Genomic DNA, 15791 nt, shown 5'->3' on the forward strand with positions numbered 1-15791 from the left:
ATACTCCTGTTATTTTTCGTGCGTTAGCTGCCACTTTTGTGCAATTAACTGGAATTACTACCACTCATTTCAGCTAATATGGTGATTTTGAGTTGCTACAGACAATTTAGCGATAGTTCCTACAGTTATTTCGTTCCCTGCCACAGAATAGCGCGAAATAAGGGTATACTTTCCATGTAATTCAGCAGAGGCACCTGATTGGAGCAAATTTCGTGGAATATGGCGAAGAAACTAGCTGCTGTAAGGATGTTTTCAACGTTAAAGTGGCAAATGCGTGTGGAGCGGATGTGTGCGGAAGAGTTAACGTTGTTAAACAACGTTAACGCAGGCATGCTGAAGAAACTAGCTACTGTAAGGATGTTTTTCAACGTTAAAGTGGCAGAGGTGCGTGAAGTGGTTGTGAGTTGAGGAGTTAACGTTGTTAAACAACGTTAACGCAGGCATGCTGAAGAAACTAGCTACTGTAAGAGTGTTTTTCAGCGTTAAAGCGGCAGATACGCGTGAAACGGAAGTGTACAGAAGAGTTAACGTTGTTAAACAACGTTAACGCAGGCATGCTGAGGAAACTAGCTACTGTAAGGATGTTTTTCAGCGTTAAAGCGGCAGATGCGCGTGGAACGGAAGTGTACGTCGGAATTAACGTTGTTAAACAACGTTAACGCAGGCATGCTGAAGAAACTAGCTACTGTAAGAGTGTTTTTCAGCGTTAAAGTGGCAGATGCGCGTGAAATGGTTGTGAGTTGAGAAGTTAACGTTGTTAAACAACGTTAACGCAGATATGACGAGGAAACTAGCTACTATAAGAGTGTTTTTCAGCGTTAAAGCAGCAGATACGCGTGGAACGAACATGAGCAAAAGTGCATAAAAACAGCGCCCGTCTATGACGGGCGCTGCGTGCGCAATCAGCCCCGGCGCTGCTGCGCCTGGTACTGGCGCGGGGGAAGGCCGACCGCTTTTTTGAAGGTGCGGATGAAGTTGGAGTAGTCGTTGAAGCCGGCCAACTGGCACGTATCCGTGACCGTAGAGCCTTCGCGGAGCAGCTGCTTCGCTTTGTTAATGCGCTTAAATAGAATATGCTCATGAATGGTGCTGCCCGTATGTTTTTTAAATAATCGGCAAAGATAGGAGCGATTCATAAACACCACATGCTCCAGCACTTCGAGCGACAGATCCTGATCCAGATTTTCGTCAATATACGTAAAAAGGGAGGACAGCTTGTCAGGGATCATGACCTGATCATCTTGTTTGCCTTGATTGAGGAAAATCCGGTTGATAAACACAAGCAGCTCGGTAAAAGCGGCCACAAATAAAATGTCCGATCCAGGCAACGCCTGAGGGCGCGTGTACAGCTCCATGCGCTCGAATATTTTCAAGAAGTCATCAATTTGCTGGGGATTCAGACGCATCCGGTTTTGTTCGCCGAACTTGCGGTTATTGAAGCAGTGCAGCAAATCAAACTGCGAAGAATTCAGGTTTGCGAGCAGCGCAGGGTTAAAGTGGATGACGCAGTTCTCATAACGCTGTTTTTTCGATTGGAAATTAGGCCTGTGAAGCTCGTTGCTGTGCATGATTAACAGATCGCCATACTGCAAATGATAGACCTGTTTTTCGATAAAATAGTGGACATCCCCGGTTAGAAAAAAATAGATTTCATATTGATCCTGATGCTGATGAAAATCCATCGGCCGCGGCTCATTCGTCAAGGTATGGCGGAAATTGATCAACTGATGAAGATTTTGGTATAGATCCTGCATGAGAGGTTCTCCTCTATTAAACTGGAGTCAATATTAGCAAACTTTTGCCCAATTAATGCAATGAATACGTTTTTATTATACTGCAAAATAAAGAAGAGTTAAACAAACAAGCTATTCTACTTACAACGATGATCGATACTCTAAGGAGGATTCAATATGAAATTGTCTATTTTTACAGTAGCAACACCTGACTTAACACCTGAGGAGCTGGCCAAGGCGGCAACAGCAGCAGGTATTGAAGGGATTGAATGGCGTTTTAAAGATACTCCAGCGGAGTTGGCCAACGAGAAGCCATCTTTCTGGCGTAACAATCTTTGCTCCATTGATCCAAGTGCTTCCGATGAAGAATTGGAGCGTTTCAGACTTATTGCTGTTAACAATAACCTGGTAAATTTAAGTGTTACCCCTTATTTGAATGACTGCAATGTGGATGAAACTGAGCGTGTATTTAAAGCCGCGAAAAAAGTAGGAGCTTCTTTCATCCGTTGCGGAGTTCCTAATTATGATAAAAGTGTAAACTATAACGACCTGTTTGCAAAAGCTACGGACTATTTGCACCACGTGCAAGAGTTTTCGCAGCAATATGGCATCAAGGCGTTGGCTGAAATCCACCATAATACGATTACTCCAAGCGCAGGGCTGTCTCACCGCCTGGTTTCGCAGTTCAATCCAGACCACATCGGCGTGCTGCATGATGCAGGCAACATGGTGCACGAAGGTTTCGAGAACTACCGCATGGGTCTTGAGCTGCTAGGGCCATACCTGGCACATGTGCATGTGAAAAATGCGCAATGGGTACCTACAGGTGAAATGCAAGACGGCATTAAGCTTTGGAAAAGCGAGTGGGCACCGATTGACGCGGGTATCGTGAACTGGAAACAGCTGCTGGTCGATTTGAAAGCAGTTGGGTACGACGGCTACCTTGGAATCGAAGATTTCAGCGGTCAATACGGCTCGCAAGAAATGCTAAACAATTTCTCTTCCAAAGTGAAAGAATGGTTAGGTTAAGTCCAGCATTTGGGCAATAAGCCATATTGACAGTCTGCGAACCCCCGTGTGACAATAAGGTAAGGTATAACAAAACAATTCAAAAAGTGAGTGAGCGCGATGAGGGATCGGCTGGAGCAGGATACCGGACAATCGCATAAAACCCTCTTTTTTAAAAAAAGGGACCGTATGGAAGAGAACATCTTCCGTACGGTCCCTTTCTTTTGTTAAAGCGAGAAAGGAGTCTGAATAGATATGGCGATGATATATAAAGAAAAGCAACAGCAGGATGACGGAGGAGGTAAACCTCCAGTGAAATTAGATGGTGAGCAATTAACGCCGGCATTAGTGGCAGCGGTTGCTTATGACGAAGTGCCTGTGGCACTGGAGGATGAAGCGATGAAGCGCGTGGTGAAGTGCCGCGCTATGGTGGAGGAGCTTGTTGCGACAGGCCAAGTGGTATATGGTGTCACGACTGGCTTCGGGAAATTCAGCGATGTACGCATTTCCCCGCAGGATGCTGTGCAGCTGCAGCTTAATCTGATCCGCAGCCATGCTTGCGCGGTGGGCAGGCCGCTGCCGGAACCAACCGTGCGGGCGCTGATGCTGCTGCGCGCAAACGCGCTGGCCAAAGGGCACTCCGGCATCCGGCCGGAAACGCTGCAGCTGCTGGTCGATTGCATCAATGGCGGCGTGCATCCGATTGTGCCGGAGCAAGGCTCGCTTGGCGCAAGCGGAGACTTGGCGCCGCTGTCTCATCTGGCGCTCGTGCTGATGGGCGAAGGCGAGGCCATCTACCAAGGGCAGCGTCTGCCGGGCGCTCTAGCGCTTGCCAAAGCAGGGCTGAAGCCGATTACGCTTCAGGCGAAAGAAGGGCTTGCCTTGATCAACGGCACGCAGATTATGGCCTCGATCGGCACGTTAGCGTTCGTCAAGGCAGAGCACCTCGCACGGATCGCGGATGTCATCGCTGCGATGACGGTGGAGTGCTTGCGCGGTATCCCGGACGCTTATGCTGACGAAGTGCAGCGCGTTCGTCCTTATCCGGAGCAGATCGGGGTAGCGGTCAATCTGCGCACGCTACTGCAAGGCAGCAAGCTGACGACGCGCCAAGGCGAGATCCGCGTGCAAGACGCCTATTCCTTGCGCTGCTTGCCGCAGGTTCATGGTGCGACGCGCCAAGTTCTTGGTTATGCGGGAGATAAGATCGCCATAGAGATTAATTCAGCGACAGATAATCCTTTATTATTCGTGGATAAAGGACTTGTGATCTCTGGAGGCAATTTCCACGGGCAGCCGATTGCTTTTGCAATGGATTTTCTGAAAATCGGCATGAGCGAGCTTGCGAACATTTCCGAGCGCCGCACGGAGCGGCTGGTGAATCCGGCGTTATCCGGCGGACTGCCTGCTTTTCTCAGTCATAACCCCGGTGTCGGCTCCGGCATGATGATTACACAGTATGTCAGCGCATCGCTCGTTTCAGAGAATAAAGTGCTGGCTCACCCTTCCAGCGTTGATTCCATCCCGTCTTCGGCAAACCAGGAGGACCATGTGTCGATGGGGACAACGGCAGCGCGTCATGCGGCCCAAGTGATCGACAATGTGTCGAAGGTGCTGGCGATCGAGCTTATCTGTGCAGCTGAAGCCGCTGAATTCATCGGGGCGGAGGGTCTTGCCCCAGCCACTCGCGTGCTTTACGACAAACTGCGAGCGGTCGTCCCGCCCGTGATTGAGGATCGCTCAACCTCTCGTGAGATTGAGGAAGTCGCTGCTGCGCTGCTGGAAGGCGAATGGCTGCGAGCCGTTGAGGCTGTTACCGGTTCGTTATTTTAAAATCAAAGGAGATGCTGATATGACGAATATGAACCATGGAAAAAGAGTCATCCGCGCCCCTCGAGGCACAGACTTATCATGCAAAGGCTGGGTGCAGGAAGCGGCGATGCGTATGCTGATGAACAATCTGGACCCTGAGGTCGCAGAGCGCCCGGAGGATCTTGTGGTTTATGGTGGTATCGGCAAAGCAGCACGAAATTGGCCGGCGTTTGACGCCATTGTTCGTGAGCTCCAGCGTTTGGACAACGATGAAACTTTGCTCATTCAGTCGGGTAAGCCGGTAGGTGTTTTCAAAACGCATGAACGGGCTCCCCGTGTCCTGCTGTCCAACTCGGTGCTCGTGCCCAAATGGGCCAATTGGGAGCATTTCCGCGAGCTGGAAGCAAAGGGACTGATGATGTACGGCCAAATGACAGCGGGTAGTTGGATTTACATCGGTACGCAGGGTATTCTGCAAGGCACCTACGAAACGTTCGCTGAAGCGGCCAGACAGCATGCAGGAGGTACGCTGCAAGGCACGCTGACCCTGACAGCCGGTCTTGGCGGTATGGGCGGTGCACAGCCCCTAGCGGTCACGATGAATGAGGGCGTCGTCATCGCCGTTGAAGTCGATCGCAGCCGGATCGAGCGTCGCATTCAAACCCGCTATTGCGATGTGTTCGCTGAAACATTGGATGAAGCGCTTCTCCTCGCCGAGAAAGCAATGGCAGCCGGGAAGCCGCTCGCCATCGGACTTCTGGGCAATGCGTCAGAGGTGTATCCGGAATTTGTGCGGCGTGGGATTAAGCCGCATTTTGTAACGGATCAGACTTCGGCGCATGACCCGCTAATCGGATATATCCCGGCCGGGATGACGCTGGAGGAAGCGGCGGAACTCCGGCAGCGCGACCCGGAAACGTACGTACAGCTTTCCAAAAGCAGTATGGCCGTGCATGTGCAAGCGATGCTTGATCTACAAAAGAAGGGAGCCATTGTATTCGACTATGGCAACAACATTCGTCAGGTTGCGTTCGATCAAGGTGTCGTAAATGCGTTTGATTTCCCAGGTTTTGTTCCTGCGTATATCCGACCGCTGTTCTGTGAGGGCAAAGGGCCGTTCCGTTGGGCCGCGCTTTCCGGCGATCCGGAGGACATTCGCAAAACCGATGAGCTCGTGCTGCGCCTCTTCCCGGACAATGCCCACCTGCATCGTTGGATTAAAATGGCGGACGAACGCGTCGCCTTCCAAGGGCTGCCGGCGCGGATCTGCTGGCTGGGTTATGGCGAGCGCGAGAAATTCGGGCTCGCGCTTAACGAGATGGTCCGCAGCGGAGAGCTGAAGGCGCCGATTGTTATCGGCCGCGATCATCTGGATTGCGGCTCTGTCGCCTCGCCGAATCGGGAAACGGAAGCGATGAAGGACGGCTCTGATGCCGTTGGCGATTGGGCGATATTGAATGCTTTAATCAATACGTCAGCAGGCGCCTCATGGGTTTCTATTCACCATGGCGGCGGCGTAGGCATGGGTTATTCGCTTCACGCAGGCATGGTCGTGGTGGCGGATGGAACGGATGCAGCGGCGGAGAGGCTGCGCAGTGTGCTGACCTCAGACCCTGGCATGGGCGTTATCCGCCATGTGGATGCCGGGTATGACGAAGCGGTCGAAACGGCGGAGAAACACGGCATTCGCATCCCGATGCGTGAGCAGGATTAGGAGGAGTGAAGATGGAACGAATCGATTTGCTCCTCACCGGTATAGGCCGTTTGGTGACCCCGGAGGGAAATAGACCGCGCTGCGGGGAGTCTATGAAAGAGGTTTGTGAGATCAAGGATGCGGTAATCGCTATTAGGCAGGGGAGAATTGCTTGGTTCGGGTCGGTGAATGAGCTACAGGATCAGCTTGCACGCAGCGAAATCGCGGTGACGATAGATGTCGGCGGACGGCTGATCACGCCAGGTCTCGTTGATCCGCATACCCATCTTGTGCATGGGGGTTCACGTGAGCATGAGCTGGCGCTGAAGCGGTCGGGTGTCTCGTATTTGGACATTTTGGCGCAAGGAGGAGGTATTCTTCATACGGTTAGATCGACACGCGCAGCAAGTGAGCAGGAGCTGTATGAGAAGGCGCACCGCAGTCTCAACGAAATGCTGCTGAATGGTGTTACAACCATTGAAGCGAAGAGCGGCTACGGTCTCTCGTTAGAAGCGGAAGTAAAGCAGCTGCGCGTTGCCAAACGTTTGGATGCGACACACGTTGTTGATGTGGTATCGACCTTTATGGGGGCGCATGCCGTGCCTGAGGAGTATAAGGGTCGCAGCGAAGTATTCGTCGATGCGATTGTTAACGACATGCTGCCTAAAGTGGCGGAAGAGGGCCTTGCGGAGTTTTGCGACGTGTTTTGCGAAGATGGCGTTTTCTCTGTCGAGGAGTCGCGTCGTATCTTAACGGAAGCGCAGCGTCAGGGACTCCGTGCGAAGATACACGCGGACGAAATCGTTTCGCTTGGCGGTGCCGAGCTGGCGGGAGAGGTGGGCGCGATATCCGCCGAGCATTTGCTGGCGGCAACGGATACGGGGCTCGCGGCTCTTGCCGAGAACGGCGTGATCCCGGTTCTGCTGCCGGGCACATCGTTCAATCTCGGTCTAGCCACGCATGCGCGTGCCCGTGACATGATCGACAGGTATGACCTGCCGGTAGCCCTGTCCACGGACTATAACCCCGGCTCCTGTCCGACGGAGTCGATTCAGCTTATCATGATGCTGGCGTCGCTCCATCTGAAAATGACGCCGGAGGAAATTCTGACCGCCTGCACGATCAACGCGGCGAATGCGCTGGGACGCGGGGATGATATTGGATCGATCGAGGTGGGCAAACGTGCGGATCTGGCGATTTTTGATGCGCCTAATATCGCCTATCTCTTGTATCATTTTGGGATCAACCACACGTACGGTGTGATAAAAAACGGGAAACCGGCCGTTTGGAACCGCCTGCTTGTAACGGCGACAGAGGAGGAGGAAGCGCGATGAGTCATGAGATTCCTTTTTTAAAATCGCCTGATCAAGCCGCCTTTCGTGATCATATGGAAACCAAAGTAGCCCAGTGGATTCGCCCTTGGGACGGTCATGAGGAGCTTCTTGCAGGGATTGTCGGCGTACCTTTATCGAAGTCCTCGATCTCGCATTCGGGCGCTTCGACGACCCCTGCTGCAGTTCGTGCGGCGTTCAAGTCATTTACGACCTATTCGATGGAATATGGCGTCGATTTGCAGGATTTGGCTGTCCGTGACCTTGGCGATATCCAGATGCATGTGACCGACATCGCGGAATGTCATCGACGTATCGAGGAGAGTCTTCGGGCTCTATACAAGGAGCAGCCTAACTTGATCCCGATTATTGTTGGCGGCGATCATTCGACGAGCTGTCCGTCGCTCAAAGCCTTTGCTGACCGCCATCCGGGCCAGAAGGTGGGCATCATCCATTTTGATGCGCATCATGATGTTCGCAACTTCGAGGATGGCGGGGTGACGAACGGTACGCCGTTTCGCGGTATCCTGGAGTCGGGTGTGGTTCACGGACCTAACATCGTGCAAATCGGAATCCGGGGGTTCATGAACTCTAAGCCCTATCATGACTATGTGAAGAGCAAAGGTGTGCATGTGTATACCTCAAAGGATGTACGACGTATGGGAATTGACGTCGTGCTGGATGAAGCGATTGGGCTTGCCGGGAAAGATACGGATGTGCTGTATGTGAGTTTTGATGTTGACGTGATCGACCAAGCCTATGCTCCGGGCTGCCCAGCCATCGGCACCGGCGGGATGCACCCATGGGACGCTATGGATGCCCTTCATCGCTTGGGAGCGCTTCCAAAGGTGCAAGGGCTGGATTTTGTCTGCATTGATCCGACTGTCGATCTCCGCAATGTGACCTCGCGTTTGGCGGTTCAGTTCATGCTCAGCTTCCTGGCGGGAGTGGCTGCACGTCCGGTTTAACTGGGTTAGTAAGGTTTTGCAAGGCACTTGCCGATAAATTGGTAAGTGCCTTTTTTATGGCTAATTCGTTAACTTTTATGGAAACTAGTGGGAAACTCTATCGCAAACGGCTGATAAATTGTACAATGGTAGGATGTCATTAAAAGTTGAAGTTGTTTTTCTTTTCGGAAAGGATGAAGAAAATGGACAAGCGCAAGAGCGCCAAAAAACAGAATGAGGCTTATGTAGGGGAGGAGTTTGGACCCGAGCTTACAATTCCGCTTTCACTCGCTGACTGTCTTGTTCGATTAACGAAAGGCGATCTTACGGAAATTCGGACTAATTTGGAGATTAAAGGGGTAAGCACTTTAAAGAAACAGGATTTAGCTATGGCATTGGTGGAGCATATTCCAAACTCTCTATCAAGTTTATTTTTTAAATTCGATGATACACGCTATCAAATTATGAAGCAAATTGCTGGGCGCGGCGGCGTTGCCCCTAGTACGATGATTGATGTAGAGCAGATTTCTTATTATGTGGAGCGAGGGCTGCTTTTCACTGGCATGCACAATGGGAAACCTGTCATAGCCATGCCGATGGAAGTGCGTGAAAGCTTTCAAAAGCTGGACTACAAATACTTCCGCGAGAAGTTCCAAAGAAATGCGGAATGGATTAAGCTCACGAACGGCCTTTTGTATTATTATGGTCATCTCAGTATCGAAGAGCTGCATAATCTCGTTGAGAGCTATATGGGGACGAAAGTGTATTGGCATGAATACTCAGCTGTTATAGAGGATTCACTTGTGTTTTATATGCAAATTAGCCCGGACTCCAGGGGCTATCATAATATCCTATTGAACAACCCTAAACAAGTGCAGCAGGAGCAGGAGTCCCGATTGAGTGTCTCCCTGTATCCTTTCACCAAAGAGCAGCTTCTGGCTGCTGGGGAGCGAGGATTTGTGGATCGGACTCCGGCGCACAAAGCGTTTGTGGACTTCATTCGCAAAAACTATACGATTTCGTATGAAGATGCAGACTTTATCGTAGAAGATTGTGTTGATCATATCCGCAATGGGGCAACACCGGGTATTCTGCTTCAATCGATCCAACAAGATCTTGAAATCAATGACTTAGAGCTGACAAGGAGCTTCATGAATCACATTGCAGCTTTGAATAATACGACAAGGCAATGGATTCTTAAGGGTTATTCACCGAATGAGTTATCTCCTGCCAGACCACTTGCTGTACTCCAGCAACCTCCTGCCGTGGCAGATGTTATTGACATGAAAACGCGCACGAAAGTAGGCAGGAACGATCCTTGCCCGTGCGGTAGCGGTAAGAAATTTAAGAAGTGCTGTGCGGGTTAATCATTTGGGTCAGTAAGTTGGCTCAAAAACGAGAAAACCGTCGAGACCATTTGTCTCGGCGGTTTTTTTTGCTGGGGCGTTCGGATGGGTAAACGGATTTACCTAATTTCTTCTACACATATCCACTCTTCACATACCACTGCTACTTTAACGCTGAAAAACATCCTTAAAGTAGCCAGTTCCTTCACCAAGCCAGCGTTAACGTTGTTTAACAACGCTAACTCCTCTGCACACATCCGATCCACGCACCACTGCTACTTTAACGCTGAAAAACATCCTTAAATTGGCCAGTTCCTTCATCACGCCAGCGTTAAAGTTGCTTAACAACACTAACTCCTCTGCACACAACCGATCCTCGCACCACTGCCTCTCTAACGCTGAAAAACATCACTTAATGTAGTTAATTTCCTCCCCCTGTTGGAAAGGCGATCCATTTCACCGCCTTATCTGAAATAGACGGATAAACTACCGTTAGTCTGCGCAGCAACAGTGTCTGGGGATGAATTAACGGTAGAAATCTAGTTAATCACCCAAAGTTGGATAAATGTATAAAATTAACAGGAGAATCGGCGTTAATTCCAAGTAGCTTCTTAGCCCCACGCTGCGGAGCCCTGTAACCTCCCATTCATTCCCGCATAACCCCCTCATTCAATAAACAATAGCGCCAAATTGTTGATATTGCCTCTTCTGTTTTGTAAGATGGAAATCAAATAAGACTGTGCCCGGAAGGAGGCAGCCCATGGCGCGTTCAAAGTCGCTTTGGTTATTAGTGGGATGGTTTCTGGCAGCTGGAGCGGGCTTGCTCGTTCTGCAATGGACCGGAGCATGGGCTCGCATGGACTTAAGTCGAGTGACGGAATGGCTGCGGCATTCGGGTCCTCTTGGCGGGATTTTGTACATTATTGTCTACACGCTGCGTCCTTTGGTGCTGTTTCCAGCAACGCCGTTGACATTGTATGGGGGCTATGTGTTTGGCGCTTTTTGGGGGACGATCTACGATATTATTGGAGCCGGTGCCGGTGCGATGCTTTCTTTTTATATAACACGAAAATGGGGCAGAAATGGCTTTCAACGGATTTTACGCAATAAGAAGCTGCAATCTTTTGATCAGAAAGCCGAAGAGAAAGGGTTCATGGTCGTGCTGTACATGCGCTTGATGCCCTTTTTTCCGTTTGACGGTGTCAGTTACGGGGCCGGGCTTTCCAAAATTCGTTTTTGGGACTACACATGGGGGACGCTCATTGGTATAATTCCAGGAGCAGTGGTCTATAACGTGTTTGGCGCATCACTGCAAGATATTGGATCCGGCAAATTTTATGCAGCCGTTGGGATGTACATCCTATTTGCATTAATTCCGCTGCTGCTCAAAAAAAGACAGTCGATACGGGCTCGCAAACGGGCCTGACGAATAAGGAAATCTAGCCGATCATCAGAGGGGAAATCAGCATGCAGGGGAAACCATTATACAAAGATTTAGTCTGGGGGTTAGGGGCGGCATGCGTGCTGCTAATTGGCTTTGTTATCTTATGGCAGAGCCTATCGTCCAGTTGGTTACAAACATTTGATAGAGGGATTAGCAGCGCTATTCAGTCACTTCGAAGTGACGGGCTGACGCCAGTTGTTATTTTTATTACTACGCTCGGAAAAGCAAAAGCAGAAAGTATCGTCTTCGTAGTGGTTGCTGCAATCTTGTTGTTTAAAATGAAACAGAGATGGGAGACACTTGTCCTGTTCATCGGTGTTCTGGCTACCTGGGGGCTTAACATTCTGATTAAAGGATTAATTGAACGCGAACGCCCTGCAGGACCGTGGCTCGTTGAGGAAACAGGTTTCAGTTTTCCCAGTGGCCATGCGATGGTGTCTATTTTATTTTACGGATTGATAGGCTATTTGATATGGATCAATGTACGCAGATGGAAGGCAGCGTGGTTGGTACCGGTTGTGACAGTACTATTTGTATTGTGTATTGGAGCAAGTCGGATTTATTTAGGGGTGCATTACCCTAGCGATGTGCTGGCTGGATTCACAGCAGGCGGCGCGGCTCTGACGGGATGCATCATGGCCATTCATCGTATCACAGGTCGCAAGGCCCGCATACAGCAAGGAATGAACCGGTCAAATCGGCCGGGCTACAACCATCCTGCATAGACGAGATAAGGTTTATTTACAAAAAAGTAAGGCATAAAGTGATGCCAAATTCATACACTTTTAGTAAGTAAGAGGATCACTAAAGACATAGCTCACATCGGGGACAACGCCTTCCAGGGGTTCGTCCTTTTTCTTTTGCTTCCAGGACGTTGTATAATTAATCCATCGGCAGATGACTCAGAAAGAAGGGATGACTATGCTGAAATTAAGTATTCTTGATCAATCACCGGTTTCTTCCGGTTTTACGCATAGCGATGCGCTGCAGCAGACGATCCAGCTGGCGCAGTTGGCTGACCGCCTAGGCTACACGAGATTCTGGGTGTCGGAGCATCATAACTCGCAGGGTCTCGCAGGCTCGTCTCCAGAGGTGCTGCTATCGACATTAGCGGCGCGCACAAGCCGCATTAGGCTCGGCTCTGGCGGCGTGTTGCTGCCGCATTACAGCTCCTACAAGGTCGCGGAGAACTTCCGGATGCTCGAAGCACTATATCCGGGGCGCATCGACCTTGGCATCGGGCGTGCGCCTGGCGGCACGCCGCACACGGCCAAAGCGCTGAGAGGGGTCAGCGCCGATCTGTTCGAAGGACTTGAGCGGTTCCCGGCTCAAGTCACGGATCTGCTCGGGTTCCTCACCGATTCGGTGGAACCCGGTCACGTGTTCGAGGGCATCCGCGCCACCCCGATGGTGGCTGGAGTGCCCCAGGTGTGGCTGCTCGGCTCCACCGGGCAGAGCGGGGTGTACGCCTCGCAGGCAGGCGCAGCTTTCTGCTTCGCGCACTTCATTAACGGCGCGGGCGGACAGCATGCGGTGCGCAGCTACCGCAGCTCGTTCAAACCGTCCGCGCTTAATGTCGTGCCGCAGGCGACGGTATGCATCTATGTGCTCTGCGCCGAAACGCAGGTAGAGGCGGAAGAACTCGCCAGTTCCATCGATTTGCGCATTCTGCAAATGGAAAAAGGCGAGTTCACGGGAGTGAAATCGCCTGAAGAAGCGGCTTCCTATGTCTACTCGGATTGGGATCAAACGCGAGTAAGGGATAATCGGTCCCGGATGATTATCGGTGACCCAGGGCAAGTTCGGGAACAGATGCTGAACTTGGCCGACAGCTACCAAGTGGATGAAGTCATGGTCGTTGCCGGCGGTTACCTGCCTGAGACGAGGCAGCGGACGATTGAACTGCTGGCCGAAGCGTTTGATCTCGCTGCACTTAAGGTCTGATTTCCTTCATGGGGTTAACGAGTTCGTTTATTCCTTTTATCGATCTCCTGTGTCACGATGAAAGCAAGTTCTTCGTTGCCAAAGAGAGACAGCACGCCTAATACCGTATGATCAGCCACCTCGCCGGCTTCCTCTTTGGGAACGGTTAGATCAAGAGCTTGTTTAAGAGAGGCATTATCCTCTTGATCCGGATAAGCAGCACGATAAAGTGCGGCAGGGTCCAAATCATGATTGATACACCACTGGGCAAAAACGAGAATCATCATATGCTCCTCGCGTTTATAGTTTTCGATCATCTGTTCTTCTAATTGTTTTTTATTCATGCTAGGGTAAACATCTCCTTCAACTATCTATTCGACTTTATGGGACGGATGGGTTCATTATAGCGAAAGATCAGGTGTAATCACAATGATTAAGAATGACTTCGCTGCACGTTAGCATTGTATGACATTTATAGTGGTACCACGAGCGCATTCGTCCCGTCGAATGCGCTCTTTTTGCATTTATTTAGGTCTTCCAGAAACCGAGGAGTCATCCTGTTGGAATTACACGAAATCTCTTGTAATTTTTTGTCAGAACATGTCGAATTAAGTTGAAACTGCCGCAGCCTATGACATCATCTCCGGCTACAGCGACAGCTCTTTTGGGCCGGATGATCAAATCACCCGTGAACAAATGGCGGTGATGATCGTACGTGCAGCCAAGCTGCCTGCAGCAGCGGCAGGCAACACATTCACGGATCGCACAGCGATCTCCGAATGGGCGCAAAGTGCCGTTGCTTCTGCATCGGCTAGCCATGTGATCGACGGCTATAGCGACGGTTCCTTCAAGGCGCAAGCGAACGCTACGCGTGCTGAAGCTGTTACTGTGATCATGAAAGCACTCAAAAAGTAATAGCAAGCTGAATAAAGTCTCGGATCGCGAGCCTGAAGTTCCTATATGGAGCGGCAGGACGCGGTCCGGGACTTTTTTTCGTTAACCAATATGGTATAGTTTATGAGAAAAAGGTTGTACGTATAGGAGGTTATATGGGACATGATTATGAATGAGAAAATCAAGGCATCCGAGGTGCAGCTGATTGGCGTTGATGGCGAAGATCTGGGCTTCGTCCCGACGGTAGAGGCGCTGGCGCTGGCGAAGAAGCTGAAAGTAGACCTCGTTTGTGAATCGCTCATGAGCAGCCCGCCGCCGTGCAAATTAATTGGAGCGGGCAAGGCCAAGCAGGAAGCGATGCAGGAGAGACAGCAAGCCCGCAAGCGGGAGCAAGCGCCAAAGACGAAAGAACTGCGCTTAACGCCGCACATCGAGGATCACGATTTGGAAACGAAGCGCCAACAGGCAGGACGAATTCTGCAAGGCGGAGATGCCGTGCAGTTGGTCGTGAAGATTTCGGGCAAAGAAGGCGCTCAGGCCAAAGCTTTGCTTGAAGATCTGGTGAAGGACTTAAGCGCTTATGGCCGCAAGCAAACAGGCATTCAGCTAAGCGGGAAGCAAGCTTCCGTACAGTTGGATCCTTTATAAGAAAAGCATGAACGCTCCTTCGTTCTGAAAGGGAAGGGATGTTCATGCTTTTTTCCGTCATAGAGAAAGTGGTTTAGTTCAAGGTAATGGCCTGCGAGCCCATAAGCTCCCATACTTGCTTGAAGTCGCTTAGTGCATAAGCTTCCTGCTGTCCGGTCATTGGGTCGTTCATATAGGCGTAATCATCGTCCCAACCTGTTAATAGTAAGGCATGTTCCGGTTGATACCATTCCACGAGCCGATCCTCTTCATCTTGCCATTCCAGATCCAGATAGGGGGTATCCATATGCTCCGTAGCCCAAATCATGGCGGGCTTGCCTGCTTCTATGACGCCCAGCAACGTATCAAAAGAAGCGCCTGTGATATCTTTGAAGCGCCCAGGCAATAGCTGGTTCATAGTGGCATACATCGGTTTATGGTAAATGCCATATCCCGCCTTATAGGGGTTGCCGACAAATACGTCTTCTGGATTGCCGCCTACAAAAGCCCCATCGGCATTCTCAGCAGGCATCTCGCCTCTAGGGAGCGCGTCAGCCACTTCCTCTTTGGTGACTGGAAGCCCGGCCCAATTCAGCAGCATGGTGGCCGCCACGGCTTCGCACCCATTGGGCAGCTCCGGCAGTTGTGATAAAGCAGGGGCATTAGGCACCTGATAATGGTGCTCTGCAGGTGGAGTGGCATCAGCAGACGGCAGCGGTACAGGCACAGGCGCAGGTGAAGATCCAGATCCAGATGCAGATGCAGATGCAGCCAGAAGAAGCGGCTCACTAAGCTCACTAGCAGCCGGACTTGGAGCGACTGGTCGGAGAGCTTGTACAAATGCAGGCGCAGTAGGCTTGGGCAACGCTAGGCACATTACTGACCATATAACGATTAGACAGCATGTCAACTTTTTTATGTGAAATCACTTCCGTTCTAGCACGATCTTTTCATTACATCATGAAGAATCTGGAAATGCAAGATGAAGTCAGTAAGACATATAAGAATGGTCAAGCGGCATAGTTTAGGAAAG

General features: G+C 50.7%; 16 protein-coding genes and 1 pseudogene. 14 read left to right on the top strand and 3 right to left on the bottom strand.

Annotated features, from left to right (window positions below; translation table 11 throughout):
* The first annotated feature begins 198 nt into the window (after nucleotides 1–198).
* Nucleotides 199–408, top strand: coding sequence for a hypothetical protein (locus tag RQP52_RS17255; RefSeq protein ID WP_315953028.1), 210 nt, complete (start codon nucleotides 199–201; stop codon nucleotides 406–408).
* Nucleotides 409–418: 10 nt separating this feature from the next.
* Nucleotides 419–547: a hypothetical protein gene (locus tag RQP52_RS17260; RefSeq protein ID WP_315953029.1), complete on the top strand. Its 129-nt coding sequence runs from the start codon at nucleotides 419–421 to the stop codon at nucleotides 545–547.
* 355 nt (nucleotides 548–902) lie between these two features.
* Here the strand turns inward: RQP52_RS17260 and RQP52_RS17265 are convergent, their stop codons facing one another.
* Nucleotides 903–1754 (bottom strand): AraC family transcriptional regulator, encoded by an 852-nt coding sequence (locus RQP52_RS17265; protein ID WP_315953030.1) that lies wholly within the window; start codon nucleotides 1752–1754, stop codon nucleotides 903–905.
* A gap of 156 nt (nucleotides 1755–1910) precedes the next feature.
* Here RQP52_RS17265 and RQP52_RS17270 point away from each other — a divergent pair, with 156 nt between their 5' ends.
* The 9 genes from RQP52_RS17270 to RQP52_RS17310 all read left to right on the top strand — a co-directional run bounded on the left by RQP52_RS17270 (nucleotide 1911) and on the right by RQP52_RS17310 (nucleotide 13258).
* A complete protein-coding gene (locus RQP52_RS17270; protein WP_315953031.1) occupies nucleotides 1911–2762 on the top strand; it encodes a sugar phosphate isomerase/epimerase family protein in 852 nt (283 codons plus the stop codon).
* Nucleotides 2763–3002: 240 nt separating this feature from the next.
* Nucleotides 3003–4574, top strand: coding sequence for a histidine ammonia-lyase (gene hutH, locus RQP52_RS17275; RefSeq protein WP_315953123.1), 1572 nt, complete (start codon nucleotides 3003–3005; stop codon nucleotides 4572–4574).
* Nucleotides 4575–4593: 19 nt separating this feature from the next.
* Nucleotides 4594–6267 (top strand): urocanate hydratase, encoded by a 1674-nt coding sequence (gene hutU / locus RQP52_RS17280; protein ID WP_379172918.1) that lies wholly within the window; start codon nucleotides 4594–4596, stop codon nucleotides 6265–6267.
* An 11-nt stretch (nucleotides 6268–6278) separates the two neighbouring features.
* Nucleotides 6279–7580 (top strand): imidazolonepropionase, encoded by a 1302-nt coding sequence (gene hutI, locus RQP52_RS17285; RefSeq protein WP_315953032.1) that lies wholly within the window; start codon nucleotides 6279–6281, stop codon nucleotides 7578–7580.
* Nucleotides 7577–8545, top strand: coding sequence for a formimidoylglutamase (gene hutG / locus RQP52_RS17290; RefSeq protein ID WP_315953033.1), 969 nt, complete (start codon nucleotides 7577–7579; stop codon nucleotides 8543–8545). The genes hutI and hutG overlap by 4 nt, the downstream gene beginning before the upstream one ends.
* Nucleotides 8546–8727: 182 nt before the next feature.
* Nucleotides 8728–9891: a YecA family protein gene (locus tag RQP52_RS17295; protein WP_315953034.1), complete on the top strand. Its 1164-nt coding sequence runs from the start codon at nucleotides 8728–8730 to the stop codon at nucleotides 9889–9891.
* Between the two features lie 739 nt (nucleotides 9892–10630).
* Nucleotides 10631–11296 carry a TVP38/TMEM64 family protein gene (locus tag RQP52_RS17300; RefSeq protein ID WP_315953035.1) on the top strand — a complete coding sequence of 222 codons (666 nt, stop codon included), beginning with the start codon at nucleotides 10631–10633 and terminating at the stop codon, nucleotides 11294–11296.
* Nucleotides 11297–11337: 41 nt separating this feature from the next.
* Entirely contained in the window at nucleotides 11338–12039 is a 702-nt protein-coding gene (locus RQP52_RS17305; protein WP_315953036.1) for a phosphatase PAP2 family protein, read from the top strand.
* 196 nt (nucleotides 12040–12235) lie between these two features.
* Nucleotides 12236–13258 carry an LLM class flavin-dependent oxidoreductase gene (locus tag RQP52_RS17310; protein WP_315953037.1) on the top strand — a complete coding sequence of 341 codons (1023 nt, stop codon included), beginning with the start codon at nucleotides 12236–12238 and terminating at the stop codon, nucleotides 13256–13258.
* Between the two features lie 14 nt (nucleotides 13259–13272).
* Here RQP52_RS17310 and RQP52_RS17315 read toward each other — a convergent pair whose 3' ends face one another.
* Entirely contained in the window at nucleotides 13273–13581 is a 309-nt protein-coding gene (locus RQP52_RS17315; protein WP_315953038.1) for a hypothetical protein, read from the bottom strand.
* A 280-nt stretch (nucleotides 13582–13861) separates the two neighbouring features.
* Here RQP52_RS17315 and RQP52_RS36495 point away from each other — a divergent pair.
* From RQP52_RS36495 to infC, 3 genes and pseudogenes are all read left to right on the top strand, one after another.
* Nucleotides 13862–13927 (top strand): annotated as a pseudogene (locus RQP52_RS36495) (S-layer homology domain-containing protein); the annotation flags it as partial.
* Nucleotides 13928–13933: 6 nt separating this feature from the next.
* On the top strand, nucleotides 13934–14152 hold the full coding sequence (locus RQP52_RS17320; RefSeq protein ID WP_315953039.1) for an S-layer homology domain-containing protein: 219 nt from the start codon (nucleotides 13934–13936) through the stop codon (nucleotides 14150–14152).
* A gap of 141 nt (nucleotides 14153–14293) precedes the next feature.
* Nucleotides 14294–14779: a translation initiation factor IF-3 gene (gene infC / locus RQP52_RS17325; protein WP_315953040.1), complete on the top strand. Its 486-nt coding sequence runs from the start codon at nucleotides 14294–14296 to the stop codon at nucleotides 14777–14779.
* A gap of 73 nt (nucleotides 14780–14852) precedes the next feature.
* Here infC and RQP52_RS17330 read toward each other — a convergent pair whose 3' ends face one another.
* On the bottom strand, nucleotides 14853–15635 hold the full coding sequence (locus tag RQP52_RS17330) for a C39 family peptidase (protein ID WP_315953041.1): 783 nt from the start codon (nucleotides 15633–15635) through the stop codon (nucleotides 14853–14855).
* Between the last annotated feature and the right edge of the window lie 156 nt (nucleotides 15636–15791).

This window comes from Paenibacillus violae (genome assembly GCF_032461945.1).
GTDB lineage: Bacteria > Bacillota > Bacilli > Paenibacillales > NBRC-103111 > Paenibacillus_E > Paenibacillus_E violae.